Source organism: Pseudomonas sp. EB271-G4-1 (genome assembly GCF_058791355.1).
Genome location: NZ_JBYTEO010000084.1, coordinates 1 through 25,782, shown reverse-complemented (window position 1 = coordinate 25,782; position 25,782 = coordinate 1). Strand labels below are relative to the sequence as shown.

The following is a 25,782-nucleotide window of genomic DNA, read 5'->3' as shown; positions in this document are numbered from 1 at the left end:
GATTCTCGTGGGCTCGGAGATGGGGAGAAGAGACAGCCCACAGGGGAATGCACTTTAACTGTGGGAGCGAGCCTGCTCGCGAAGGGGCCACCTCAGTCACAACCGAATCACATGCCCCTCCACCGGCGCGACCTGTCCATGGAACAGGCGTGAAATAACCGACTGCGCCGCTTCGTAACCCTGGCTTTCCACCACCTTCAGCAATGGCGCTTCACTGGCCGTCACTTTCCGGAAAAACGCCTGCAAACCCTCGCCGATATGCTGGCTGACCCCTTCCGGCCCCCAATCGGCATTACGCTTGCGAATCTGGATCGGCGCAAAAAAGAACACCGGCTGCGGGCCCTCGATGGCTATCAATCGCGCCTCATCGGTGCTTTGTGCCGAGCCGGCGAAACAACTGTAGGCCAGCTGTCCGGCGAAATGCCGGTGCACCTGGTCACGCAGCTCAAGGTCGCCGGAAAAATCCACATACAGTGTTGGACGATCATTGGGCACGTCCGCCAAATCCGCGTAAGACACCGCTCGCTCGTAACAACCAAGACTCTCGACAAAAGCCTTGTTACCGGTTGAAGTCAGCGCAACGCGTTCCACGCCGGCAAGATTACCCAGGCAGACTGCTGTGCCGTAGGCGGTTTTGCTCGAGGCGCTGGAGAACACCAGTCGAGTTGCACCAAAGAACTGCTTGTCCTGCAAAAAGTCCGCGAGCATCGAAGAGGTCAGAAACAAGGGCTTGAGTAAAATCTGCAGGTTTTCGGTCTCCGGGCTGTAGTACGAATCCCAACTGCAGCGGGTGTATTGGTTGTACGCCGAGGTCAACCCGAGTCGATGCTCGGCACCGTCGTAGAAACCACGTTCGGTCACCCGTTCAGGGCGCATCCACAGATGGCTGGCAATCGGGAAATACCCGTAGAAACGTTCCCCGACCTTGATGCCAGCCACGTCAGAGGCCACGACATCGGCAAAGCCCCAGGCAGGGACGTGCCCCCATTGCTCTAATCCTGTAGGAAAGAACCCCCAGTAGTTCATCGAATTGCCATAGGCGGCGTAAGTAATGTTATTGGTCGTCAGCGCGCAACGGTCAATCTTCAAGATCACCTCGCCGGCCGCCGGAATCAGACTTCGCTGCAGCTCTTCAATCCGACTCTGGTCCAAGGCGTTTTTACGGGTTATCAGCCGTGTTACCGTACATGAACTTTGCATCCTTCAATCTCCTGCTGCGCTAGTGTGGCGGGTAGCACCAGAGTAATGGCCGCCGATGAAGAGCGGGTTCGGAAACACCAGGGGCGGCGCGCCCAACGTCAATCCCCGGGCAAAACCGCTGAAACGGCCGAGTCAGGCCCGGGCGATTTTCACCGTCGAAGCGATTTACCAGGCTTTTGTTCGGATTTGGCGCAGAAACGGTTGGCCTGGCTTGACCACTCGGGAAGTGGCACTTGAAGCAGGCGTTGCGATTGGCACGCTGTACGACTATTTCCCGAGCAAGGAAGCCCTGCTCTCCGGCTATATTCGACATCGACTGGATGCCTTGTTGCAGCATCTGGATGAAGCGGTTGTGCAAGCCAATGAACTGGACTGGGCAACCCGGATTAAACGCCTTATCCGCCTGACCTGTACCCCCGACGATGAGCACCAGCCCTTTTTCAACCATGCCGTGCTGCTCATCGAACACCAGATCGCCGAGCCCAAACACCATCGAAGGCTGTTCGACGAGCTGTCGCAGAAATGGCGCGAAGCGATCGCAGCCTGTGGCGATCTGCCTGTACCCCCCTCACAGGCGACTATCGATGCCTGGGTCATCATGGCGTGGGGCGGACGGCGTTATTGTGTCACCGCGCAACCAGCGGCGGCGCAAACCGCCGCATGGTTGTCGGAAATGGAAACAATGATTTGTAGCCGACTGGCTAACGGTTCGTAATCCGATGCATCAAAGCTTCTTGTGTTGCTCGACCCACTTGCCATAGGCATCGATGAACTTCTGCAAGAACGGCCTGACGGATTCCGACAGGTTGCCCGCCTCGTCGAACGCGGCACCGGCGCCACTGAGGTAGGCTTCCGGTTGTTGCATCATCGGCACATCGAGAAACACCATGGACTGGCGCAAGTGGTGATTCGCACCGAATCCACCGACCGCACCCGGCGAAACACTGATCACCGCCCCCGGCTTGCCACTCCAGGCACTCTTGCCATAAGGGCGCGAACCCACGTCAATGGCGTTCTTCATCGGGGCAGGCACCGAACGATTGTATTCCGGGGTAACGAACAGCACTGCGTCGGATGAACTGACTTGTTGTCGGAAAGTACTGTAGGCTGCCGGCGGTGAAGCACCATCGATGTCTTCGTTGTAGAGCGGCAAATCCCCGATTTCGACGATGTTGAGCTTGAGGTTGGCCGGCGCCAGATCCGCCAGCGCGAGGGCGACCTTACGGTTGATCGATGCTTTACGCAGGCTGCCGACCACTACGGCGATGTTATAGACATTACTCATGGAAGACGCTCGATTGTCCGTGGGAGGAGCCTGTAGTTATAGATGATCAGGCGACGGTTCAGCCAATAAACACAGTATTGTGCGTCCTGATATATTTTTTTTACGTAGGAAAACTTACCGTGCCCAGTGGCGGTCTACCCCACCGCACATTGAGTGATTTATCTCCAGAGGTTCTAAGCAGATGGCAGCAGTACTCGTCGGTCAGTTCCATGCAAGAGATGCGGAAGGCCGTGTTTATTCCGTACATGAGTTCCAGGAATCCACCCAGTCCGCTGACGGCACGTCTGTCACCACGTACAAACTGGCAATTGGCGACCGCGTCAACAAACTCGATAACAACGAGTTTCAATTGGTGCAAACGGGTGTAACGCTGATCCGCGAACCGGAACCGATCGCCGCTTCATAACTCGGTGTTATGAGCAGAAGTCATATGCGCAGACTTGGGTTAGGATTCAGTCCTGACTCCTTCTTCACCTGCTGAACATGGACTTCACGCATGCGCTTACGCCATATCGAAGTGATCCAGGCGCTCTTGCAAACCGGTCACCTGGGCACCGCCGCTGAATGGCTGCAGTTGCCGGTGGCCGAAGTCGAACGCATTTTGCGCGACGCCGAGGATCAGTTGGGCTTCATGCTGTTCGCAAGCGTTCGCGGACGCTTGCAGGCCACGCGTGAGGCGCGGGCGTTGCAGGTCGAAATCACCCGTGTCTACGATGCACTCGAACCGGTGCAGCGCCTGGCGAGCAGCCTGAGGCAATACCTGGCCGCGCCGTTACGCATCATCTGCACCCCGCCCCTGGCCCAGCAATTGTTGCCGCACAGCATCGCCGCGCTGCGCCGACGCTTGCCTGACGCACCCTGTACGCTCCTGAGCCAACCCACACGCGAGATCGTGCGCAGCCTGCTGCTTCGCGAAAGCGACCTGGGCTTGAGCCTGCATGATCCCGATCACGCCGATATTCATTGCCAGCCGATCGCTCACGGCAAGCTGCAGCTGCTCGCCCCTCACGGCTGGCTGCAACCCAAGCAGAAGTACATCTCGCTCCAGGACCTGGCCGGCCAGGCGATGGTCGGGCTTGAAGGCCACGACCCGATCAGCCCGGCGCTTGAAAACAAACTGCATGCGCTGCGGCCGGCGCCGGTCATACAGACGCGGGTGCAAACCCACCAGATGATGCGCAGCATGGTCGAGGCCGGTGAAGGCCTGGCCATTGTCGACCCTTTCACCGCCCTGGGCGCCAGATCGACCGGGCTCGACGCCTGCCCGCTGGCACCGGCCGTGCCGATCACCCTCTACGCCCTGACCCTGAAGAACGGCGAGCCCTCGCCAGCCCTTCAAGCTTTGCTGGCGATCATCACGGAACAAGCCGCGGTGATGTTGGCGAACTGACGGGGTTTTCCAGCGGGTTGTCGAATAATCGGTACCAGAACAGCGCCACTTCGGCAGTATTGGGGTCAATACCCCGATAACGCAGATGGTCAATGCCACCGATCATGAAGCCGCAACGCTCGTAAAGCCGACAGGCGCCCAAGTTGTTGTTCTGGGTTTCCAGCATGACGCCGGGCAGTTTCTTCTTGCGACTCCAGAACTGCGCCACATCCAGCAACGCCTTGGCCACACCGTGTCGCCTGGCCGGCGCATGCACCGCCAACTCATCGATATGGGCAAAACCGTTCCAGTTGGTGCTGATCACCAGGTGGCCAACAGGTTCGTCGTCCAGGTACGCCATGAAAATCGCGCTGTCGGCGGCATCGCGAAAGCTGCTGAACTCTTCCGGATCGATGCCATAGCATTTGCGATAAGGGGTGATGGGCGTGACCTGCCACTTCTCTACCGGCTGGCCGATTTCGGCAGCGCCGTAGGCGGCGACTTCAAAACTGAAATCACTGCCCCATATATAAGCGGCAAAGCCCTCGTCGGCCACGCGCACTGACAGCCCTGGGTAATTCGGATTCATGACCGGTTGCATACTGGGAAAGGTCCTCATTCCTTGATGCAATCGACGGTGTAGTGCCGTCCATTGCCCTCGTCTTCGTGTTGCAATCCATGCACATCAGCGACGAAACCCGGGAAACTGCTGTCGAACGTGCGAGCAAACGCCAGGTAGTCGATGATCGAGCGGGTCGCCTCGGTAAAGCGCTCTCCGGGCATGATCAACGGAATGCCCGGCGGGTATGGCACCAGCATCACGGCGGCGATACGTCCGTCCAGCGCATCGATCGAAACCGCTTCGACTTCGCCACGTACCAGATGATCATACGCATCCGCCGGCTTCATGGCGATTTGTGGCAGTACGGTGTACATCCGCTTGAGATGCTTGGCCGTGGCATTACTGCGATAACAGGCGTGCAACTGATCGCACAAGTCTCGCAAGCCCATGCCCTGATAGCGCGCGCCGTGCTGTTGCGCCACGCAAGGCAGGCAGCTGGCCAGACTGACGTTGGCGTCGTAGCTGCGCTTGAACTCCAGCAACTCGGTCAGCAACGTGCTCCACTTGCCCTTGGTGATCCCCATCGAAAACAACACCAGGAACGAATACAGCCCGGTCTTTTCGACCACCAGCCCGCGCTCCCAGAGAAACTTGCTGACCACGGCCGCCGGAATTCCGCGCTCGCTGAGCGCACCGCCCGCGGTCAGGCCCGGCATCACCAGGCTGACCTTGATCGGATCGAGCAAGACATAGTCGTCGCTCACTTCGCCAAAGCCGTGCCAGTCATCCGCAGGTTGCAGCAGCCAGTCCTCGGTCACCACACGGTCGATGCCTTCGACCGACGGCGGCTGCCAGATGGAAAACCACCAATCGTCGGCGGCGATATGCTGGCGCAGATTGGCCAGCGCCCGGCGAAAGCTCAGGGCCTCGTCGAACATCTCCTGCAACAGCGAACGCCCGGCCCCGCCCTCCATCATCGCCGACGCCACATCCAGCGACGCGATGATGCCGTACTGCGGTGACGTGGAAATATGCATCATGAAGGCTTCATTGAAACGATCACGGTCCAGTTGCCGGGCGCCGCCGTCCTGCACATGGATCATCGACGCCTGGCTGAACGCCGCCAGCAGCTTGTGCGTGGAATGGGTGGTGAACACCAGCGGGCTGTCTTCACTGCGGGACGTGCCCATGCCGTAGCGGCCGGTGAAAAACTCATGGAACGCCGCATAGGCGTACCAGGCTTCATCGAAATGCAAGACTTCGACGCTATTGCCCAATTGCTGCTTGATCAGTTCGGCGTTGTAGCAGAGGCCGTCGTAGGTTGAATTGGTCACCACCGCCAGCTTGACCTTCGGCGTCCGGCCCTTGGTCAACGGACTGGCTTCGATCTTGGCCTGGATCGATTCGCGGCTGAACTCACTCAGCGGAATCGGCCCGATGATCCCCAGTTCATTGCGCTCCGGGCACAGGTACAGCGGAATGGCACCGGTCATGATGATCGAGTGCAACACCGACTTGTGGCAATTGCGATCAACCAGCACCAGATCGTCGCGAGCAACCATCGAATGCCAGACAATCTTGTTCGCTGTCGAGGTGCCGTTGATCACGAAGAAGGTGTGATCGGCGCCAAAGTTACGCGCTGCCCGCGCCTCCGCCTCTGCCAGGGGCCCGGTGTGATCCAGCAGTGAGCCCAGTTCCGGCACCGAGACCGATAGATCCGAACGCAGGGTGTTTTCCCCGAAGAACTGATGGAAAGCCTGCCCTACCGGGCTCTTGTGATACGCCACCCCTCCACCGTGACCGGGGGTGTGCCAGGAATAATTGGAATCGGCGGTGTGCTGCACCAACGCCTTGAAGAACGGCGGCAGTAAGCCATCGAGGTACTTGCGCGCGGCCCGCGCCACCTGGCGTGCGAGGAATGGCACGGTGTCTTCGAACAGATACAGAATGCCGCGCAACTGATTGAGCTCGGCCATGGCGTCGGCGGGCGCGTTTTCCAGGGTCACTTGCTCGCCGAGGGCGAAAATGGGCAGGTCCGGCGCCCGCACTCGCGCCAGCCCGATCAGCTCGGCCATATTCTGTAACAAATGCGAATGGGCACTGGCGTCTTCTGCCGCTATCAGCATGCACGAGAGGCCATGATGGGTCGACGCGACCAGCCGGCCTTCGGTGTAGTCCATCGCCGAGACGATACTGAAACCTTCCTGCTCCAGTTCCCGGGCGATACCCCGCACGCGATCACCAGCGACGGTGTCGGCCTTGATGTCGCGATGGACGATCAGGACCGGGAATTTCAGATCTTTATACATGGGGCTCAGTGTCCTGAGGCGGCAGGCCAGAGCCTGTCAATCACCTCAGGGTAGAGGGTTGGAGCGGATGTGGCGAGTGCGACGCACTGAAATGGGTCAACTGATCGGCGTGAAGATCAAAAGATCGCAGCCTCGCTTCACTCTGTAGGAGCTGTCGAGTGAAACGAGGCTGCGATCTTGTTAACGGACCTATGCCGAAGCCTCAGCCTCAACCTCAGCCTCAGCCTCAGCCTCAGCCAATTGCAACCAAAGCGCCGGCCCACCGGCGGATTTGCTGATGATTTCCAGGCGCGCCATGTGCTGGGCCAGTTCTTCTTCAGTGGCGCGAATGATGCGCGCTGGCTGACGGTCGGCCGGCAGGCGGCGGATTTCAGTGGCGGAGTTGTCCGCACCCTCGCCGGAACCATTACCGTCCGACGCATTGCCCGCCAGGGACAGGCTGGTCTGGCCGCCGGTCATGGTCAGGTAGACGTCGGCCAGGATCTCGGAGTCGAGCAAGGCGCCGTGCAGCTCACGGCCGGAGTTGTCGACGCCATAGCGCTTGCACAAGGCGTCGAGGCTGTTGCGCTGCCCCGGGTGACGTTCCCGGGCCATCATCAAGGTATCGAGGATCGAGCAGTGCTGGGTGATGTCCGCACGATCGTGCTGGCCCATCAGGGCAAATTCGTTGTTGATGAAGCCAACGTCGAACGCCGCGTTATGGATGATCAGCTGCGCGCCCTTGATGAATTCGAAGAACTCTTCGGCCACCTCGGCGAAACGCGGCTTGCCCACCAGAAATTCGTTGGTGATGCCGTGGACGCCGATGGCGCCCTCGTCACTTTCGCGGTCCGGTTGCAGGTAAACGTGAAAATGCCGGCCAGTGAGGCGCCGACCGATCAGCTCGACACAACCGATCTCGATAATCCGGTGGCCGTCGGTCACCGGCATGCCGGTGGTTTCGGTGTCGAGTACAACGGATCTGGTGGCCATCGGGTGCTCAGCTCTCAATCGGTCAATCGGGCAAAAGCGGCGATATTAACACGCTTGCCGGGGTCTTTCAGATACACCGTGTCACGGCCTTCGCGAGCAGGCTCGCTCCCACACTGGATCGCAGGTGAACGCAGAATTTGCGCTCAAGGAGATCAAATGTGGGAGCGAGCCTGCTCGCGAAGGCAGCGACACAGTATGTCTTTGGCGTTGAATTCAGGCCTGTTTGAAGCCGCGCACTTCATCCACGCCACGGTTGGCCAGTTGATCCGCCCGTTCGTTGCCGTGATGGCCAATGTGCCCACGTACCCATTTCCAGGTGACGTTGTGGCGATTGACCTGCTCGTCCAGCAGCATCCACAGGTCAGCGTTCTTGACCGGTTCCTTGGCTGCGGTTTTCCACCCGCGTTTTTTCCAGTTGGCCATCCACTCGTTGATGCCTTTCATCACATATTGGGAGTCGGTCACCAGCAACACATCGCACGAACGCTTGAGCTCTTCCAGGCCACGAATCGCGCCCATCAGCTCCATGCGGTTGTTGGTGGTATTGGCTTCGCCTCCCCAAAGTTCTTTCTCCACGCCCTTGCACACCAGCAATGCGCCCCAGCCGCCAGGGCCAGGGTTGCCCTTGCAGGCGCCATCGGTGAAGAGTTCTACGCTATCGCTCATGCCAATCTATCCAGAAAATGCAGTGGCCCGCCAATAGAAGATCGACGACGCCCAGGACCGGGTAACCCCGGCCGGAAAAAGGAGGTATCACGGTTCGATGTTGCGACGATTGACCTTGGCCATCGGCAACGGGATCAACTTGCCCATCGGTTCGCGGCGCTCCTGACGGACCGGTCGCAGGCCTACCACGATCTTGCGCGCCACCAGTAGATAGAAGCCGCCACCGGACAATTGCCAGTCACCGGCCTTGCGCTCCCAGCCGGCCAGGCGAGCCTGCCAGATGGGTGAAGCCAGCGGCGGACGATAGCACCCGAAGCGGCGTTTCTCCAGCGCGAAGCCCAGCAGGTTCAGCCAGTCAGCCACCCGCGAGGGGGAAATGCAGCGTGCCTTGCGCAATCCGTCGTGGGCAAATACATGGCGCAGTCCCCAAGTGCTCCAGGGATTGATGCCGATGATCAGCAAATGCCCGCCGGGCCGCACACTGCTCGCCGCCTCCCGCAACAAGCCGTGAGGCGACAGGCAGAAATCCAGCCCATGCTGCAGTACCACCACATCGGCGGCATGCTCACTCAGCGGCCAGGCCTGCTCCTCGCAGACGATCTCGACCCCGGGCAACGGTGCACCCAGGCGCACGTTGCGCTGCACCTGCGGCGCCGACGGCGGGGTCTGGGCCGACGGCCCGTAATGCACCAGGTAGCCTCCGAAGAAACGCCCCAGCTCGTCTTCGAGCATGCGCCGCTCTTCATCCAGCAGCAGTTGCCCAAGGGGACCGGACAGCCAGTCACGTGCTGCGCTGATCAACGCCAGCCAGTCAGGATCAGCCTGAGCGAACGCTTTATCGGTCATTGCATTCTCCAACGCGCCAGGAAGTTCTAAGATGCGCCATTGTTTTCCGCTTGGCGAATCCGACGATGATACAGATCACTGCCCTGCCCGCCTTCACCGACAACTACATCTGGTTGTTACAAGACCCCGACACCCGACGCTGCGCGGTGGTCGACCCGGGCGATGCCGCGCCCGTAAACGCCTGGCTCGCGGCCAATCCGGGCTGGGTCCTGAGCGATATTCTGATCACTCACCATCATCATGACCATGTCGGTGGCGTCGAACAGCTCAAGAAAGCGACGGACGCGACCGTCTATGGTCCTGCCAGCGAAAGCATCCCCAAGCGGGACATCGCGCTCAAGGATAACGATCGTATCAATGTGCTGGGCCATGACTTCGAGATCATTTCGGTGCCCGGTCATACCCTGGGCCACATTGCCTATTATCACCCCGGCCTGCTGTTTTGTGGCGACACCCTCTTCGCGGCAGGTTGCGGGCGCCTGTTCGAAGGCACGCCCCAACAGATGTACACCTCGCTGTCGCGCCTTGCCGCGCTTCCCGAGGACACCCGGGTGTATTGCACCCATGAATACACTCTGAGCAACCTGCGCTTCGCTGCCGCGGTCGAACCCGGCAACGCCGACACCCTTGAACGCCTGGCCAGCGTGGCCCGTCAGCGCGAAGCCGGCATCATCACGCTGCCCTCCACGGTGGCCCTGGAAAAACGTACAAATCCGTTTTTGCGTACCGGTGAAACATCCGTTAAAGAAAAAGCGGATGAACGGACCGGCACCGATAACTCCGCGCCCGATATGGTTTTTGCTGCACTAAGGGCCTGGAAAGATACGTTCTGAGCAGTTTGCACGATAGTCCAAAAACTCTGAAAGGTTGACCGCAGAGGGTGTGCTTTCTAGAATCGCCCGACATTTTTGCCCGGAACTTACTTCCAGCCAATGTCGTCATCTATACGCAAAGCCATCAATTCGGACGCACTGACCCGCCTGGCGCAAGCCATAGCGGTGGCTGTGTCCGCGACATTGGCGGGCTGTTCCAGTCATGTGCCGCAGACCGATGCGGCACACGCACCGAATATTGCCGCGCGCGCCAAGCAGAAACCCGTCTTCCTCACTGAAAAGCCCAGCCCACAGATCCCGCAGGATGTCTGGGAGCGTATGCGCCAGGGTTTCCAGCTGCAGGATGGCCTGGGCGTCAACCCGCGCATCGAGCAGCAACGACTGTGGTTCGCCAGCAACCCGTCGTTTCTCGAAAACGCCGGCGATCGCGGCAGCCTGTACATCCACTACATCGTCGAGCGCCTTGAAGAACGCAACATGCCGCTGGAACTGGCGCTGCTGCCAGTGATTGAAAGCGCCTACAACCCGATGGCTTATTCCCGGGCCAATGCAGTGGGCTTGTGGCAGTTCATTCCCTCCACCGGGCGTTACTTCAACCTGCGCCAAACCCGTTTTTATGATGGCCGGCGCGATATCACCGCTTCGACGACGGCGGCCATGGACTACCTGACCCGCCTGCACGACATGTTCAACGGCGACTGGCTGCTGGCCCTGGCCGCCTACAACGCCGGTGAAGGCACGGTCAGCCGTGCCATCGAACGCAACGAGCGACTCGGCCTGCCAACCGATTACTGGAACCTGCCCCTGCCCGCCGAGACCCAGGCCTATGTGCCGAAGTTGCTGGCACTCTCGCAGGTGGTGATGGCGCCGGACGCCTACGGCGTGAACCTCAACCCGATTGCCAACGAACCGTATTTCCAGGTCGTCGAAATCAACCAGCGCATGGACCTGTCCAAGGTCGCCGCGGTGGCCAACATCGACGAAGACGAACTGTTCCAGCTCAACCCCGCTTTCAAGCAACGCACCACCATCGACGGCCCGCAGCACTTGCTGGTACCCACCTCCAAAGCACAACTGCTGACCACCAGCCTGCAGACCATGCGCCCCGAAGAGTTGATCAGCAAGAAGCAGCTCAAGCCGGTTTTCGAAGGCGCGGACGATACGCAACTGGCGAGCGCCAAACGTAGCTATCGGGTCAAACGCGGCGATAACCTGGGCTCCATCGCCAAGGCCAACAATGTCGACGTCAAGGACTTGCAACGCTGGAACAAGTTGAGCGGCAAGAATCTCAAGCCTGGCCAGACGCTGGTCATGCAAGACACCGGCAAGCGCAACTCGGGACGCATCAACACCGTGGTCGCGGCCAAGTCGAAGACCCAGAAGCCGCAGTCGCAATACAAAGTCCAGCAAGGCGATTCGCTATACATGGTGGCCAAGCGCTTCAACGTTGAAATGCAGCACCTCAAGCGCTGGAATCCTCGTGTCGGCCAGGCGTTGAAGCCGGGGCAAATGTTGACGGTTTCCAGTCCGCATTAAAAATTGATGTGATGCCGAAAAGATCGCAGCCTGCGGCAGCTCCTACAGGGGAATACGTTTCCCTGTAGGAGCTGCCGCAGGCTGCGATCTTTTTTGTACCCGAACACTGCTTTCGAACCCCGTCTTTTTCCTGTCCATACAAGCTGTTACTGTACGATCCACAATGCCCAAGCCGCCCGGATCGGATTCCTTATTTGAAGCGTCCCCTCCTCCTGCTCCTGATCAGCCTGGCCTTGAGTTCCACCGCAAGCGCGACGATCAGCGAAAGCCACGGTTATGCGCAGTTCGGCACGCTCAAGTACCCGGCCAGATTTACCCACTTCGACTGGGTCAACCCGCAAGCGCCCAAGGGCGGTACGTTGCGGGTCATGGCATTTGGCACCTTCGATACGCTCAACCCCTACACTTTCAAGGGCACGAGCCCGGTTGCAACATCCAATTTCCTGCAATACGGCATCAACGAGCTCAACGAGCCGCTGATGGTCGGCACTGGCCAATACGCGCCGTCAGGTGACGAGCCGACCTCCAGTTACGGCCTGATCGCCCAATCGGTGGAATACAGTGAGGACCGCAGCTGGGTCGTCTTCAATTTGCGTCCGCAAGCCCGCTTCCACGACGGCACGCCAATCACCGCCTTTGATGTGGCATTCTCCTACCGCCTGCTGCTCAAGGAAGGCCACCCGCAATATCGCACCAACCTGCAGGAAGTGTCGCGGGTCGACATCCTCAACCCCCTGCGTATACGGTTCGTGTTCAAGCGTGCCGGCAATCCCTTGCTAATCCTGCGTCTGGGGGAGTTGCCAGTGTTGCCGCAGCATTACTGGAAAGGCCGCGACTTCAAGGCGACCACCTTCGAGCCGCCGCTGGGCAGCGGGCCGTATCGCATCACCTCGGTTGCGCCGGGACGACAGATCGTGTTCGAGCGAGTCAAGGACTATTGGGGCAAGGACCTGCCAGTCAATCGCGGCAAGTACAACGTCGATCGCATGGAAGTCGAGTTCTATCGTGACAGCGATGTCGCGTTCGAAGCGTTCAAGGCCGGCGAGTTCGACATCTATATCGAGCACCAGGCAAAAAACTGGGCCACCGGCTATGACTTTCCGGCGATTCGTCGTGGCGAGGTGATCAAGGCGCAGATCCCGCACCAGATCCCGACCCAGACCCAGGCCCTGTTCATGAACAGCCGCCGCGCGACGTTCGCCCAAGCGAGGGTTCGCGAAGCACTGGGCCTGATGTTCGACTTCGAGTGGACCAACCGCACGTTGTTCAGCGGCGCCTACCAACGCGCCATGAGTTACTACCCCAACAGCGAGTTTTCCGCCAGCGGACTTCCAGTCGGCCACGAATGGCTGTTACTCAAGCCGTATCGCGAGCAATTGCCAGCGAGGTTGTTCACCGAGCCTTTCAGCCTGCCGCAGACCCAGGGTCGCGGCATTCCCCGGGATACCCTGCGCAAAGCCTTGGCCCTGCTTGCCGAAGCCGGCTGGAAGCTCAACGGCCAGCGCTTGCAGAACGCGGCCGGGCAACCGCTGCGCCTGGAGATTTTGCTGGTCAATCCGAACCTGGAGCGCATCCTTCAACCCTATGTCGAGAACCTGGCCAGCATCGGCATCGACGCCAAGCTACGCACGGTCGATCGTGCACAGTACAAGCAGCGCCTCGATCAGTTCGATTTCGACATGATCCTGATGACCCTTAACCAGACCCTCAGCCCGGGCCTGGAGCAATGGCAGTACTTTCATTCCAGCCAGGCCACGGTCAAGGGCAGCAAGAACTACGCAGGCATTGCCAATCCGGTGGTGGACCACCTGCTCGAACAATTGCTCGCCGCCAAGACCCGCGATGAACAAGTCGCCGCCGGCAAGGCACTCGACCGCACACTGCTGTGGCAGCACTACATCATTCCCAACTGGTACCTCAATTATCACCGCCTGGCCTACCGTAACCGGTTTGGCTTCGTCACGACGCCGCCCTACACCCTGGGCCTGAGCGCGTGGTGGCTGAAATCTTCGGAGAAAGATCGATGAAATCCGCAAGCGCCCTGCTCCTGCAGGCCGGCGCCCTGTTGTTCGCAGGGTGGGCCTTCGCCGCCCCGCAACATGCCCTGACCCTGTACAACGAACCGCCGAAATACCCGGCTGACTTCAAGCATTTCGACTACGTCGACCCGGACGCGCCCAAAGGCGGAAAATTCCGTCAGGCCGGGTTCGGCGGGTTTGACAGCCTCAACCCGTTCATCAGCAAGGGCGTGTCGGCCAACGACATCGACTTGATCTACGACACCCTGGCCCGACAGAGCCTGGATGAACCTTTCACGGAATATGGCCTGATCGCCGGCAAGATCGAAAAAGCCCCGAACAACGACTGGGTGCGTTTCTATTTGCGGCCCGAAGCGCGTTTCCATGATGGGCATCCGGTTCGCGCCGATGACGTGGTGTTCAGCTTTCAGACCCTGGTCAAGGATGGCGCACCGATGTACCGCGGCTACTACAGCGATGTCGAAGACGTGGTCGCCGAAGATCCGCTGACCGTAGTGTTCAAGTTCAAGCACAGCAACAACCGCGAATTGCCGTTGATCCTTGGCCAGTTGCCGGTGCTGCCCAAGCACTGGTGGGCGAGCCGCGACTTCAACAAGGGCAACCTGGAAGTCCCACTGGGCAGCGGCCCGTACAAGGTTACCGAAGTGAAGGCCGGCCGCTCGGTGCGCTATGAGCGGGTCAAGGATTACTGGGGCAAGGACCTGCCGATCAATCGCGGCTTCTACAACTTCGACGTGATGACCACCGACTACTACCGCGACAATACGGTCGCGCTGGAGGCCCTGAAGGCCGGGCAGTTCGATTACTGGTTGGAGATGACCGCGAAGAACTGGGCCAACGCCTACAATATCCCGGCGGTTACCGAAGGACGGCTGATCAAGGAACAGATCCCCAACGGCAATCCCACCGGCATGCAAGGCTTCGTATTCAATCTGCGCCGCCCGCTGTTCCAGGACGTGCGCGTGCGCCAGGCCCTGACCCTGCTACTGGACTTCGAATGGACCAACAAGCAATTGTTCAACGGTGCCTACGCAAGGACCCGCAGTTACTTCGAGAACTCGGAAATGGCCGCCACCGGCCTGCCCGATGCCGATGAGTTGGCAATCCTCGAACCGTTTCGCGGCAAGATTCCCGAGCAGGTATTCAGCGAGGCGTTCCAGAATCCCGTGACCGATGCCAGTGGCATGATCCGCACCCAGCAACGCAAGGCTTACCAACTGCTGCAAGAGGCCGGCTGGCGCATCGTCGATGACAAGATGGTCGACGCCACCGGCAAACCGGTGAGCATCGAATTCCTGTTGGCCCAAACCGAATTCGAACGGGTCCTGCTGCCGTTCAAGCGTAACCTGAGCGACCTCGGCATCGAACTGGTGATTCGCCGGGTCGACGTTTCGCAGTACGTCAACCGCGTGCGCTCGCGGGACTTCGACATGATCGTCGGCAGCTTCCCGCAGTCCAATTCGCCGGGCAACGAACAGCGTGAGTTCTGGATGACCGCGGCCGCCGACAAACCCGGCAGCCGTAATTCCATGGGCCTGAAAGACCCGGTGGTGGACCAGTTGGTCGAACAATTGATCAACGCCGACTCGCGAAGAAGCCTGGTCGCCCACGCCCGCGCGCTGGACCGCATGCTGCAATGGGGCTATTACGTAATCCCCAACTGGCACATCAAGACCTGGCGCGTGGCGTACTGGAACCACATCGGCCACCCCAAGGTCTCGCCTAAATATGACATCGGCATCAACACCTGGTGGATCAAGCCCGATGCGAAACCGGCCATAGAGATCGAAACCAAATTGCAAGCCGACCCTGCGGGCACGGAGTAATCAGATGCTGGCGTATATTTTTCGGCGACTGCTGCTGATCATCCCGACACTGTTCGGCATCTTGCTGATCAACTTCGTGATCATCCAGGCCGCCCCCGGTGGCCCCGTGGAACAGATGATCGCCAAGCTCGAAGGCTTCGAAGGCGCCACCAGCCGCATCGCCGGCGGCGGCGCCGAGGTGTCGGTGGCCGGCTCCGCCTATCGCGGCGCACAAGGCCTGGACCCGGCGTTGATCAAGGAAATCGAGCACATGTACGGCTTCGACAAATCGGCGCCGGAACGCTTATGGATCATGGTCAAGAACTATGCCTCCCTGGATTTTGGCGACAGCTTTTTCCGTGATGCCAAGGTCATCGACCTGATCAAGGAAAAGATGCCGGTATCGATCTCCCTCGGGTTGTGGAGCACCCTGATCATGTACCTGGTGTCGATCCCGTTGGGGATCGCCAAGGCCACGCGGCATGGCAGCCACTTCGACGTCTGGACCAGTTCGGCGATCATCGTCGGCTATGCGATCCCGGCATTCCTGTTCGCCATCCTGTTGATCGTGGTGTTTGCCGGCGGCAGTTACCTGGACTGGTTCCCGTTGCGCGGGCTGACCTCGAACAACTTCGACGAGTTGAGCATGGGCGGCAAGATCCTCGACTACTTCTGGCACCTGGCGCTTCCGGTGACCGCATTGGTGATCGGCAACTTCGCGACCATGACCCTGCTGACCAAAAACAGCTTCCTCGATGAAATCAACAAGCAGTACGTGGTCACCGCCAAGGCCAAGGGCCTGACCAATCAACGCGTGCTGTATGGTCATGTATTTCGCAACGCCATGCTGCTGGTGATCGCCGGTTTCCCCTCGGCATTCATCGGTATCTTCTTCACCGGTTCGTTGCTGGTGGAAGTGATCTTCTCCCTCGACGGCCTCGGCCTGATGAGTTTCGAAGCGGCAATCAACCGCGATTACCCGGTGGTCTTTGGCACCTTGTTCATCTTCACCCTGCTGGGGCTGGTGGTGAAGTTGATCGGCGACCTCACCTACACCTTCGTCGATCCGCGCATCGACTTCGAAAGCCGGGAGCATTGAGATGAACCTGTCCCCGCTCAATCGACGACGTTTCGAACTGTTCAAGGCCAACAAACGCGGCTGGTGGTCGCTGTGGCTGTTCCTGATCCTGTTCGGTGCCAGCCTTGGTGCCGAGTTGATCGCCAACGACAAGCCACTGGTAGTGCACTACGACAATGGCTGGTACTTCCCGGCCCTCAAGCGCTACCCGGAAACCACCTTCGGCGGCGAGTTCCCACTGGAAGCCAACTACAAGAGCCCGTACATCCGCGAACTGCTCAAGGCCAAGGACGCCTGGGTGTTATGGGCGCCCATTCCCTACAGCTACCAGAGCATCAATTACGACCTGAAGGTCCCTGCCCCCGCGCCGCCATCGGCCGATAACCTGCTGGGCACCGATGACCAGGGCCGCGATGTGCTGGCCCGGGTGATCTACGGCTTCCGCATTTCCGTGTTGTTTGCCCTCACGCTGACGTTGCTCAGTTCGCTCATCGGGGTGATCGCCGGCGCGCTGCAGGGTTTCTACGGCGGCTGGGTGGATCTGGCCGGGCAGCGTTTCCTGGAGATCTGGTCCGGTTTGCCGGTGCTGTACCTGTTGATCATCCTCGCGAGCTTCGTCCAGCCGAACTTCTGGTGGCTGCTGGGGATCATGCTGCTGTTTTCCTGGATGAGCCTGGTGGACGTGGTGCGCGCCGAGTTCCTGCGTGGGCGCAACCTTGAATACGTGCGTGCAGCCCGGGCCTTGGGCATGCAGAATGGCGCGATCATGTTTCGTCACATCCTGCCCAACGCCATGGTCTCGACCATGACTTTCATGCCGTTCATCCTGACCGGCGCCATTGGCACCCTGACCGCCCTGGACTTCCTTGGCTTCGGCTTGCCGGCCGGCAGTCCGTCACTGGGTGAACTGGTGGCCCAGGGCAAATCCAACCTGCAAGCGCCCTGGCTGGGCATGAGCGCGTTCGCGGTGCTGGCGTTGATGTTGAGTTTGCTGGTATTCATCGGCGAGTCCGCTCGCGATGCCTTCGACCCGAGGAAGTGAAATGAATCAGGACAATCTGATCGAAGTGCGCGACCTGGCCGTCGAATTCGTCGTTGGCGAGCGCTGCCAGCGAGTGGTCGAAGGTGTCAGCTTCGATATCAAGCGTGGCGAGACCCTGGCGCTGGTGGGCGAAAGCGGGTCCGGCAAATCGGTAACGGCGCATTCGATCCTGCGCCTGTTGCCCTACCCGCTCGCCCGGCACCCGTCGGGGACCATCGAATATTCCGGGCAGAACCTGCTCAACCTGAAAGAGAAAACCATCCGCCATATCCGCGGCAACCGGATCGCGATGATCTTCCAGGAGCCGATGACCTCGCTCAACCCGCTGCACTCGATCGAAAAGCAGATCAACGAGGTGCTGGGCATCCACAAGGGCCTGGTCGGCAAAATCGCGACCAAACGCACCCTGGAACTGCTGGAAATGGTCGGCATCCCGGAACCGGAAAAGCGTCTCAAGGCCCTGCCCCACGAATTGTCCGGCGGGCAGCGCCAGCGCGTGATGATCGCCATGGCCCTGGCCAACGAGCCGGAACTGCTGATCGCCGACGAGCCGACCACCGCGCTGGACGTGACCGTTCAGCTTAAAATCCTCGAATTGCTCAAGGAACTGCAGGCCCGCCTGGGCATGGCGCTTCTGTTGATCAGCCACGATTTGAACCTGGTGAAAAGAATTGCGCATCGCGTATGTGTCATGCAGCGCGGTTGCATCGTCGAACAGGCATCGTGCGAACAATTGTTCCGCGCGCCGCAGCATCCGTACACTCGGGAGCTGCTGGCAGCGGAACCCAGCGGGACGCCTGCGACCAATGTCGTCGGCCCGCCCATGCTCACGGTCGAGGACCTGAAAGTCTGGTTCCCGATCAAGAAAGGCTTGCTGAAAAAGACCGTCGATTACGTCAAGGCGGTAGACGGCATCAATTTCAGCCTGCCCCAGGGCCAGACCCTGGGGATCGTGGGAGAAAGCGGTTCCGGCAAATCGACACTGGGCCTGGCGATCCTGCGCTTGATCGGCAGTAAAGGCGGCATCCGTTTTGAAGGCAAGCAGCTGGACAGCCTGACGCAGCAACAGGTGCGGCCACTGCGGCGGGAAATGCAGGTGGTGTTCCAGGACCCCTTCGGCAGCCTGAGCCCGCGAATGTGCGTGAGCCAGATCGTCGGCGAGGGCCTGCGGATCCACAAGATGGGCACCGAGGCTGAACAGGAACAAGCGATTATTGCAGCACTCAAGGAGGTAGGTCTGGACCCGGAAACCCGGCACCGCTACCCCCACGAATTTTCCGGCGGGCAACGGCAGAGAATCGCCATTGCCCGGGCATTAGTGCTAAAACCGGCGTTGATTCTGCTGGACGAGCCGACTTCGGCCCTCGACCGCACCGTGCAACGCCAAGTGGTCGAGCTGTTACGATCACTGCAAAGCAAGTACAACCTGACGTATCTGTTTATCAGCCATGACCTGGCTGTCGTCAAGGCGCTGAGCCACCAGTTGATGGTGGTCAAGCAGGGCCAAGTGGTCGAACAGGGAGACGCGCAAAGCATTTTTGCCGCCCCCCAACATCCGTATACACAGCAGTTGCTGGAAGCCGCCTTCCTGGTTCCAGCCACTGCGCAATAACCTGAAAAGAGGAGCAACACATGGGTTTTCTCGCCGGTAAGCGCGTACTGATCGTCGGTGTCGCCAGCAAGCTGTCCATCGCATCCGGCATCGCTGCCGCCATGCATCGCGAGGGCGCTGAGCTTGCCTTCACTTATCAGAACGACAAACTCAAGGGTCGTGTCGAAGAATTCGCACAGGGCTGGGGTTCGAGCCCTGAGCTGTGCTTCCCGTGCGACGTGGCCAGCGATGCGGAAATCGCCAAGGTCTTCGAAGAGCTGAGCAAGAAGTGGGACGGCCTGGACTGCATCGTGCACTCCGTAGGCTTCGCCCCGGGCGATCAACTGGACGGCGACTTCACCGAAGCCACCACCCGTGAAGGTTTCCGCATTGCTCACGACATCAGCGCCTATAGCTTCGTGGCCCTGGCCAAGGCCGGCCGCGAAATGATGAAAGGCCGCAATGGCAGCCTGCTGACCCTGTCGTACCTGGGCGCCGAGCGCACCATGCCCAACTACAACGTGATGGGCATGGCCAAGGCTTCCCTGGAAGCCGGCGTACGCTACCTGGCCGGCTCCCTGGGCCCGGACGGTACTCGCGTGAACTGCGTATCGGCCGGCCCGATCCGCACCCTCGCCGCTTCCGGCATCAAGAACTTCCGCAAGATGCTGGCCGCCAACGAAGCGCAAACCCCTCTGCGTCGCAACGTCACCATCGAAGAAGTCGGCAACGCCGGCGCCTTCCTGTGCTCGGACCTGGCGTCCGGCATCAGTGGCGAAATCATGTACGTGGACGGTGGCTTCAACACCACGGCCATGGGCAATCTGGAAGAGTGATCTTCGGTTAGCCATTAAAAAACCCGCCTTTTTGGCGGGTTTTTTATTGGGTCAAGATCAAAAGATCGCAGCCTTCGGCAGCTCCTACGATGGATATGTGTACACCTGTAGGAGCTGCCGAAGGCTGCGATCTTTGATCTTCAAACAAGGCACTGCGCAAACAATTGCTGAATCGGCTGCGTCCGTTGGCTGTACCGCTGCGCCAACACAATCTCCCGGTAAAACGTCAACTCGCCCAACGGAATCACCCTGACGTTCGCCCCATGCTCCAGCCACAGCCCCGCTTCGGGCAGCAACGAAATGCCCAGCCCGCACTCGACCATCTTCACAATGGCTTCCAGCTCATCGAGCTCCAACGCAACGTGCACGTCGATTTGCTGTTCACGAAGAAATCTTGTCACCAGTCGCCCGCCGAATGAATTGCGGTCGTAACGCACATGGGGATGTTCGGCGAGCAACTTGAGCGGCTCGTCGCCTTCAAGATCCGTCGGCACGATCAGCACAAAGGGCTCGCGGCGGATCACTTGCGCCGACAGTTCCTTGGGCAGTTCGAACGGTGGCTTGATGAGGATCGCCAGGTCCACTTCGCCGGTGTCCACCTGGCTCAACAGGTTCAAGGACACGCCCGGCACCAGTTTTGGCTCCAGGTGCGGCGCCTGCTGACGCAATCGCAACAGCGCCTGGGGCAGCAATCCGGTCTGCACCGTGGCCACGGCGCCGATCTTCAATTCGCCCCTGTACTCGCTGACGTCATCACTGACCGCCATTCGATTGAAGATTTCCAGCATTTCCCTGGCCATCGGCAACGCGCGCTGCCCCGCCGCATTCAGCAAGGCCTGACGCCCGGTGCGATCGAACAAGCGAATGCCGAGGGCCTGTTCCAGGTTGCGGATCTGCGCGCTGACTGCCGACTGCGTGAGGCCGATGTGCATGCCCGCTGCGGCGAACGTGCCGTAGCGCGCCACCGCGATGAAGGTTTTCAGTTCCCGAAGCATGGGGCCACCGATTGATCGAAAAAATTTGAGCTCGACGCAAAAACTATCGTGTTTCAATCAAAAAGCACAGCGCTAAACTCAGCGTCAATATTCCATAACCGAGGCACGCCCGATGCAACTCTCGCCTTTCCACCTGGCCATTCCGGTCTATGACCTGGCCGCCGCGCGGCACTTCTACGGCAGCGTGTTCGGCCTGGAAGAAGGTCGCTCCAGCGAGCACTGGGTCGATTTCAACTTTTTCGGCCATCAACTGGTGATTCACCTCGCGCCAAAAAATGCTTCGCAAGAAGCCGCCCATACCAACGCGGTTGACGGCCATGACGTGCCCGTACCGCATTTCGGCGTGGTGTTGGGCATGAAAGAGTGGGAGGCACTGGCCGAACGATTGAAGTCGCTGCAGACGCGTTTCGTGATCGAGCCGGGGATTCGTTTTCAGGGACTGGTGGGCGAACAGGCGACGATGTTTTTGTTCGATCCGTGCGGGAATGCGCTGGAATTCAAGGCGTTCAAGGATATTGGGCAGTTGTTTGCCAAATGAAGGCAGGCGTGGCCTCCAAGGCCGCCTTCGCGAGCAGGCTCGCTCCCACACTTGACCGATTTGAAATGCTATCAACTGTGGGAGCGGGCTTGCCCGCGATGGGGCCAGTCATTGCACCACAATGCTACCGGCCCAACGCTTTTTCAGCCTCAACCAGCATCTCTTCAACCGAGCCATGAACCACAGGATCATGCTCAATCTGCCCGATACTGAAACGAATCTCATACCCGCTATGCGCCGTGGCCATGCGTGCATCGAGCATTTCTTCGAGCCGCGCCTTGATCGCCTCGATGTCCACGCTGCCGGAACCTGTGAGCAAGGCCACGAAGGTGGCGCCCTCCAGCCGCCCGACCACGTCGTTTTCCCGAAAACCGATGCGCAGTACATCGGCAAAGGTTTTCAGCGCCTTATCACCTTCGGTGCGACCAAACAGGTAGTTGATGCGTTTGAACTCGTCAAGATTGAAAAACAGCAACGTCGCCGGTCGGTCCAGTTGCTGGCAGGCGTCCAGCCCCAATTGGGCCAACGCGAGGAAACCGTGCCGGTTGGGCAATAGCGTCAACTCATCCATGCTCGCCATCTGTACCCCGATCAGCTCTTGCTCTGCCTTGCGGGCCAGATCGCGCAAAAGCTCACGCTCCTGCTGTGGCGTCCCTGCACGTACACACGATTTGTGCGGTTTGCCTGAGATCAGCATCACATACTCCATAGGTGGGTATGTTCTTTAGAGTCCTCGATATCGGGTTTGACTCCATGTCGACTCGCCGTTGGTCAGCTACCCACTACCGGACACGGCCCGCCGGCGTCCGCCCAGCGCTTGAACTGTGTGACAAAAACATCGTGCGGCACCGGCACTGGCGCGCGATCACCGCCAGGATTCCAGCCCCACAACACCAGTTTGTCTTCGCTGACGTGCTTGATCAGCGCTGCAAAATCGCGATCACCGTTGCTCGCGCGGTCCTTGATCATGCTGCACAACATGTCCGGAGGCAGGCCGATCCAGGCCATTTTGTGCGCCGCCGGTGGCAGGCTCCAATGCGGTGCCCCAGGCGGGGCATTGGCGCCGTAACTGGCGGGTGGATTGGCCTCGGCATGGCAGCTGGCGCAAGGCAACCCCGAAGCCCCCTTGCCGTCCATGCCGCGTACCACGTTCATCGCATGGGATAGCCCGGCGTCTAACTGCAAGGGGGCGTCCCCGGGAATGTGGCAGTTCTGGCATCGGGGGCTCTGGAACACCTTCTGTACGGTGTCGAAGGCCTTCACCGCCTCCTTGTCATCGGCGAACAGCTCTGTTGCATAGACAAAAAGGCAAATCAGTATCAGCGAGCCGAGTAACCAATGGTGTCGTTTCATCTCACACCCCCGACAGTTGCAACGGCAGTTCACGCAGGCGTTGCCCGGTCAGGGCGTACACCGCGTTGGCCACTGCTGGCGCCGTGGGTGGAACACCGGCCTCGCCGATGCCACCGGGTTTTTCGTTGCTGGGCAGGATATGCACTTCGACCACCGGCATCTCGTTGAGCCGCAGCACCTGGTAATCGTGATAGTTGGACTGCACTACCCTGCCATCCTTGATCGTCAGCTTGCTGTGCAAGGTGAAACCCAGGCCGAAGGCGATGCACGACTCCATTTGTGCGGCGATGCTCTGCGGATTGACCGCGATCCCACAGTCCACCGCACACACCACCCGATGCACACGAATCGCCAGGTTATCCTGGGAGACTTCGGCGACCTGGGCCACGTAGCTGCCAAATGACTCATGCACCGCCACGCCCAGGGCGTGGCCGTCCGGCAGCGGCGCCTTCCAGTTGGCCTTCTCTACCGCCAGGTTCAATACGCCAAGATGCCGTGGATGCGCCTTGAGCAAGGTCCGTCGGTACTCCACCAGGTCCTGGCTTGCCGCCGCGGCCAGTTCGTCGATCAACGATTCCATGACGAAGGCAGTGTGCGTATGCCCCACCGAACGCAGCCACAACACGCTGATACCGGTGTTTGGCGAATGCAGCTCAACCTGATGATTAGCCAGCCCCTGCAGGTAGGGACCGTCCGCCACGCCCTCCACGGACGTCTTGTCGATTCCGTTCTTGACCATGGCCGCTTCAAGCGAGGTGCCGGCCATGATCGACTGTCCGACCAGCACATGCTTCCAGGCCAGCGGCAGGCCATCAGCGCCCAGGCCGACTCGCGCCTGATGCAGGAACGCCGAGCGATAATAGCCGCCACGGATGTCATCCTCCCGCGCCCACACGGTTTTCACCGGCCCGCCCGCGGCCTTGGCGACCTGGACCGCTTCGGCGACAAAGTCCGAGGTCGGATTGGCGCGCCGGCCGAATCCGCCGCCCAGGAACTCGGTATGGATCTCGACCTGCTCAGGCTTGAGCCCGGTGATTTTGCCGGCGATCATCTGGTCCAGGGTCTGGAACTGCGTACCGGTCCAGATCTCGCATTTGTCCTGGGTGATGCTCACGGTGCAGTTGAGCGGCTCCATGGGTGCATGGGCCAGGTAGGGCACGCTGTACTCGACGTCGAGAGTCCTGGTCGCTTTGGCCAGTGCAGCCTGGGTATCGCCGGCCTCGCTCACGGGCAGCCCGGGCGTCGCAGCGAGCTTGCGGAATTCCTCGAGCAATTGCTCGCTGTCGAGCCCTGCGTTCGGCCCCAGGTCCCACTCGACGTGCAGCGCATCCCGCCCCAGTTTCGCCGCCCAGTAGTGATCAGCAATCACCGCCACGCCGGTCGGCACCTGCACCACCTTGTGCACACCGGGTATCGCCAGCGCCTCGGCGCCTTCAAAGGATTTGACGCTGCCACCAAACACCGGAGAACGCGCGACCATCGCCGTCATCAGGCCATCGAACTGCACGTCCATGCCAAATTTGGCGCGGCCGGTGATTTTCTCCGGCGTATCCAGGCGCTTGGTGGGTTTGCCGATGATGGTCCAGTCCTTGGCCTCCTTGAGCTTGATGGTCGCAGGGTCCGGTACCGGCAGCTTGCCGGCGTCGTCAGCCAGTTCGCCGTAGGTGGCGTGCCGGTCGCCGGCAATCACCACGCCCGACTCCGTGCGAATCGCCGAGGGTGCGACGTTGAAGCGCTTGGCCGCGGCCTCGACCAGCAGCAAACGCGCCGCCGCACCGGCCTGACGGTAACGGTCGAACTCCATCCAGGTCGAGGTCGAGCCGCCGGTGATCTGCATGCCGCCGAACCCGGCCAGACCGTAATCGGCGGCCGAAGCCGGTGCGTGCTCGACGCGAATTTTCGACCAATCGGCGTCCAGCTCTTCGGCGATCAGCATGGTCAACCCGGTCCAGATACCCTGACCCATTTCCGAATGACCGAGCAACACGGTGACGCTGTTGTCATTGCCGATGCGCAGGAAGGCATTGGGTGCGAACACGTTGCCCTGGTTTTCCACGCCCCGGGCAAAGCGATGGCCGCCTGGGATAACAAACGCCACTACCAGCCCGCCGCCCAGCATGGCGCTGCCCTTAAGAAAATCGCGGCGCGATAGTGGATCGATGCTGTTCATGGCCATCAGCCCAATTGGGCGGCGCGTTTGACCGCGGCGCGGATTCTTGGGTAGGTGCCGCAACGACAGATATTGCCTGACAACGCCTGGTCGATGTCGCTGTCGGTCGGTTGCGGGATCTTTGCCAGCAAGGCCGCCGCAGACATGATCTGCCCAGACTGGCAATAACCGCACTGCACCACATCGAGTTCGGCCCAGGCTTGTTGCACCGGGTGCGAGCCGTCGGTGGACAGGCCTTCGATAGTGAGGATTTTCTGTCCATGGGCCACGGCCGTGGCCGGTGTGATGCAGGAACGCAAAGGCGTGCCGTCGATGTGCACGGTACAGGCGCCGCACTGGGCCATGCCACAGCCGAACTTGGTGCCGGTCAGGTGCGCAACATCGCGCAGGACCCACAGCAGCGGCATGTCCGCAGGGACATCCAGCTCCTGGTCCTGGCCATTGATATTCAAGGTCAGCATTGCGACGGCCCTCAGACTCACGGTGTTCTGAAGTTGGCGCCGCTGTGGCGATCAGGAACCTGCGCGCGCCTTGGGGTTATCCCTACAGCTAAGCGCAAATTGTCCGGCAGGCCGAGGTGTATCGACCACCGGTCACAAAAACTACCTGGTGACCGACCCTTTATTTGTTGTCGGAGTACATATCCGTTGAGTACATATCCATTGCTGCGGTAACGGCCACTTATGGTTTCGCTTTTACAGCGACTCCCTTTTTCAAACGCCAAAAAGGAAGCAAAAGGCTTTGCCCCACCACTCGG

Annotated in this window: 24 protein-coding genes; 12 read left to right on the top strand and 12 right to left on the bottom strand. The window is 60.1% G+C overall.

Annotated elements, in window-relative coordinates; all coding sequences use genetic code 11:
- Window positions 1–96 precede the first annotated feature (96 nt).
- Window positions 97–1,200, bottom strand: coding sequence for a DUF2855 family protein (locus tag AC3WWR_RS27780; protein ID WP_492599233.1), 1,104 nt, complete (start codon window positions 1,198–1,200; stop codon window positions 97–99).
- Window positions 1,201–1,255: 55 nt separating this feature from the next.
- Between AC3WWR_RS27780 and AC3WWR_RS27775 the strand changes: the two genes are divergently transcribed.
- Window positions 1,256–1,915 (top strand): TetR/AcrR family transcriptional regulator, encoded by a 660-nt coding sequence (locus AC3WWR_RS27775; RefSeq protein WP_020799294.1) that lies wholly within the window; start codon window positions 1,256–1,258, stop codon window positions 1,913–1,915.
- A gap of 9 nt (window positions 1,916–1,924) precedes the next feature.
- On the opposite strand, the gene AC3WWR_RS27770 is transcribed toward AC3WWR_RS27775, so the two are convergent.
- The gene (locus tag AC3WWR_RS27770; protein ID WP_033043364.1) at window positions 1,925–2,485 is read right to left on the bottom strand and encodes an NADPH-dependent FMN reductase; all 561 of its coding nucleotides are present in this window, start codon (window positions 2,483–2,485) and stop codon (window positions 1,925–1,927) included.
- 181 nt (window positions 2,486–2,666) lie between these two features.
- Between AC3WWR_RS27770 and AC3WWR_RS27765 the strand changes: the two genes are divergently transcribed.
- Window positions 2,667–2,891 (top strand): hypothetical protein, encoded by a 225-nt coding sequence (locus AC3WWR_RS27765; protein ID WP_020799292.1) that lies wholly within the window; start codon window positions 2,667–2,669, stop codon window positions 2,889–2,891.
- 90 nt (window positions 2,892–2,981) lie between these two features.
- Window positions 2,982–3,875 carry a LysR family transcriptional regulator gene (locus tag AC3WWR_RS27760; RefSeq protein WP_454865792.1) on the top strand — a complete coding sequence of 298 codons (894 nt, stop codon included), beginning with the start codon at window positions 2,982–2,984 and terminating at the stop codon, window positions 3,873–3,875.
- Here AC3WWR_RS27760 and AC3WWR_RS27755 read toward each other — a convergent pair.
- The 5 genes from AC3WWR_RS27755 to AC3WWR_RS27735 form a co-directional block, all read right to left on the bottom strand.
- On the bottom strand, window positions 3,841–4,455 hold the full coding sequence (locus AC3WWR_RS27755; protein WP_492599232.1) for a GNAT family N-acetyltransferase: 615 nt from the start codon (window positions 4,453–4,455) through the stop codon (window positions 3,841–3,843). The two genes, AC3WWR_RS27760 and AC3WWR_RS27755, sit on opposite strands and share 35 nt — an antisense overlap.
- A 14-nt stretch (window positions 4,456–4,469) precedes the next feature.
- On the bottom strand, window positions 4,470–6,725 hold the full coding sequence (locus tag AC3WWR_RS27750) for an Orn/Lys/Arg family decarboxylase (RefSeq protein WP_492599231.1): 2,256 nt from the start codon (window positions 6,723–6,725) through the stop codon (window positions 4,470–4,472).
- A 189-nt stretch (window positions 6,726–6,914) separates the two neighbouring features.
- Complete coding sequence (gene dnaQ / locus AC3WWR_RS27745) at window positions 6,915–7,697, bottom strand: DNA polymerase III subunit epsilon (RefSeq protein WP_492599230.1); 783 nt, start codon at window positions 7,695–7,697, stop codon at window positions 6,915–6,917.
- A 213-nt stretch (window positions 7,698–7,910) separates the two neighbouring features.
- Window positions 7,911–8,363 carry a ribonuclease HI gene (gene rnhA / locus AC3WWR_RS27740; RefSeq protein WP_020799287.1) on the bottom strand — a complete coding sequence of 151 codons (453 nt, stop codon included), beginning with the start codon at window positions 8,361–8,363 and terminating at the stop codon, window positions 7,911–7,913.
- Window positions 8,364–8,450: 87 nt separating this feature from the next.
- Window positions 8,451–9,209 (bottom strand): class I SAM-dependent methyltransferase, encoded by a 759-nt coding sequence (locus AC3WWR_RS27735; protein ID WP_492599229.1) that lies wholly within the window; start codon window positions 9,207–9,209, stop codon window positions 8,451–8,453.
- A gap of 65 nt (window positions 9,210–9,274) precedes the next feature.
- On the opposite strand from AC3WWR_RS27735, the gene gloB reads away from it, so the two are divergent.
- The 8 genes from gloB to fabI all read left to right on the top strand — a co-directional run bounded on the left by gloB (window position 9,275) and on the right by fabI (window position 19,969).
- Window positions 9,275–10,042, top strand: coding sequence for a hydroxyacylglutathione hydrolase (gene gloB / locus AC3WWR_RS27730; RefSeq protein ID WP_020799285.1), 768 nt, complete (start codon window positions 9,275–9,277; stop codon window positions 10,040–10,042).
- A 99-nt stretch (window positions 10,043–10,141) separates the two neighbouring features.
- Window positions 10,142–11,578, top strand: coding sequence for a transglycosylase SLT domain-containing protein (locus AC3WWR_RS27725; protein WP_020799284.1), 1,437 nt, complete (start codon window positions 10,142–10,144; stop codon window positions 11,576–11,578).
- A gap of 212 nt (window positions 11,579–11,790) precedes the next feature.
- Window positions 11,791–13,605 carry an extracellular solute-binding protein gene (locus AC3WWR_RS27720; RefSeq protein ID WP_492599234.1) on the top strand — a complete coding sequence of 605 codons (1,815 nt, stop codon included), beginning with the start codon at window positions 11,791–11,793 and terminating at the stop codon, window positions 13,603–13,605.
- Window positions 13,602–15,443 (top strand): extracellular solute-binding protein, encoded by a 1,842-nt coding sequence (locus tag AC3WWR_RS27715; RefSeq protein WP_492599228.1) that lies wholly within the window; start codon window positions 13,602–13,604, stop codon window positions 15,441–15,443. The genes AC3WWR_RS27720 and AC3WWR_RS27715 overlap by 4 nt, the downstream gene beginning before the upstream one ends.
- Window positions 15,444–15,447: 4 nt before the next feature.
- Window positions 15,448–16,521 (top strand): microcin C ABC transporter permease YejB, encoded by a 1,074-nt coding sequence (locus tag AC3WWR_RS27710; RefSeq protein ID WP_020799281.1) that lies wholly within the window; start codon window positions 15,448–15,450, stop codon window positions 16,519–16,521.
- 1 nt (window position 16,522) lies between these two features.
- On the top strand, window positions 16,523–17,542 hold the full coding sequence (locus tag AC3WWR_RS27705; RefSeq protein WP_020799280.1) for an ABC transporter permease: 1,020 nt from the start codon (window positions 16,523–16,525) through the stop codon (window positions 17,540–17,542).
- A 1-nt stretch (window position 17,543) separates the two neighbouring features.
- Window positions 17,544–19,154, top strand: a complete 1,611-nt coding sequence (locus AC3WWR_RS27700; protein WP_454865789.1) for an ABC transporter ATP-binding protein — start codon at window positions 17,544–17,546, stop codon at window positions 19,152–19,154.
- Between the two features lie 20 nt (window positions 19,155–19,174).
- On the top strand, window positions 19,175–19,969 hold the full coding sequence (gene fabI / locus AC3WWR_RS27695; RefSeq protein ID WP_020799278.1) for an enoyl-ACP reductase FabI: 795 nt from the start codon (window positions 19,175–19,177) through the stop codon (window positions 19,967–19,969).
- Between the two features lie 140 nt (window positions 19,970–20,109).
- Here fabI and AC3WWR_RS27690 read toward each other — a convergent pair whose 3' ends face one another.
- On the bottom strand, window positions 20,110–20,964 hold the full coding sequence (locus AC3WWR_RS27690; protein ID WP_151142397.1) for a LysR family transcriptional regulator: 855 nt from the start codon (window positions 20,962–20,964) through the stop codon (window positions 20,110–20,112).
- A gap of 112 nt (window positions 20,965–21,076) precedes the next feature.
- Between AC3WWR_RS27690 and AC3WWR_RS27685 the strand changes: the two genes are divergently transcribed.
- The gene (locus AC3WWR_RS27685; RefSeq protein ID WP_033043375.1) at window positions 21,077–21,502 is read left to right on the top strand and encodes a VOC family protein; all 426 of its coding nucleotides are present in this window, start codon (window positions 21,077–21,079) and stop codon (window positions 21,500–21,502) included.
- 124 nt (window positions 21,503–21,626) lie between these two features.
- Here AC3WWR_RS27685 and AC3WWR_RS27680 read toward each other — a convergent pair whose 3' ends face one another.
- The 4 genes from AC3WWR_RS27680 to AC3WWR_RS27665 all read right to left on the bottom strand — a co-directional run bounded on the left by AC3WWR_RS27680 (window position 21,627) and on the right by AC3WWR_RS27665 (window position 25,486).
- Window positions 21,627–22,199 (bottom strand): GGDEF domain-containing protein, encoded by a 573-nt coding sequence (locus AC3WWR_RS27680; RefSeq protein WP_492599227.1) that lies wholly within the window; start codon window positions 22,197–22,199, stop codon window positions 21,627–21,629.
- A gap of 74 nt (window positions 22,200–22,273) precedes the next feature.
- Window positions 22,274–22,855: a hypothetical protein gene (locus AC3WWR_RS27675; RefSeq protein ID WP_033043377.1), complete on the bottom strand. Its 582-nt coding sequence runs from the start codon at window positions 22,853–22,855 to the stop codon at window positions 22,274–22,276.
- A gap of 1 nt (window position 22,856) precedes the next feature.
- Window positions 22,857–25,025, bottom strand: a complete 2,169-nt coding sequence (locus AC3WWR_RS27670; protein WP_492599226.1) for a xanthine dehydrogenase family protein molybdopterin-binding subunit — start codon at window positions 25,023–25,025, stop codon at window positions 22,857–22,859.
- Between the two features lie 5 nt (window positions 25,026–25,030).
- On the bottom strand, window positions 25,031–25,486 hold the full coding sequence (locus AC3WWR_RS27665; RefSeq protein ID WP_020799272.1) for a (2Fe-2S)-binding protein: 456 nt from the start codon (window positions 25,484–25,486) through the stop codon (window positions 25,031–25,033).
- Window positions 25,487–25,782 lie beyond the last annotated feature (296 nt).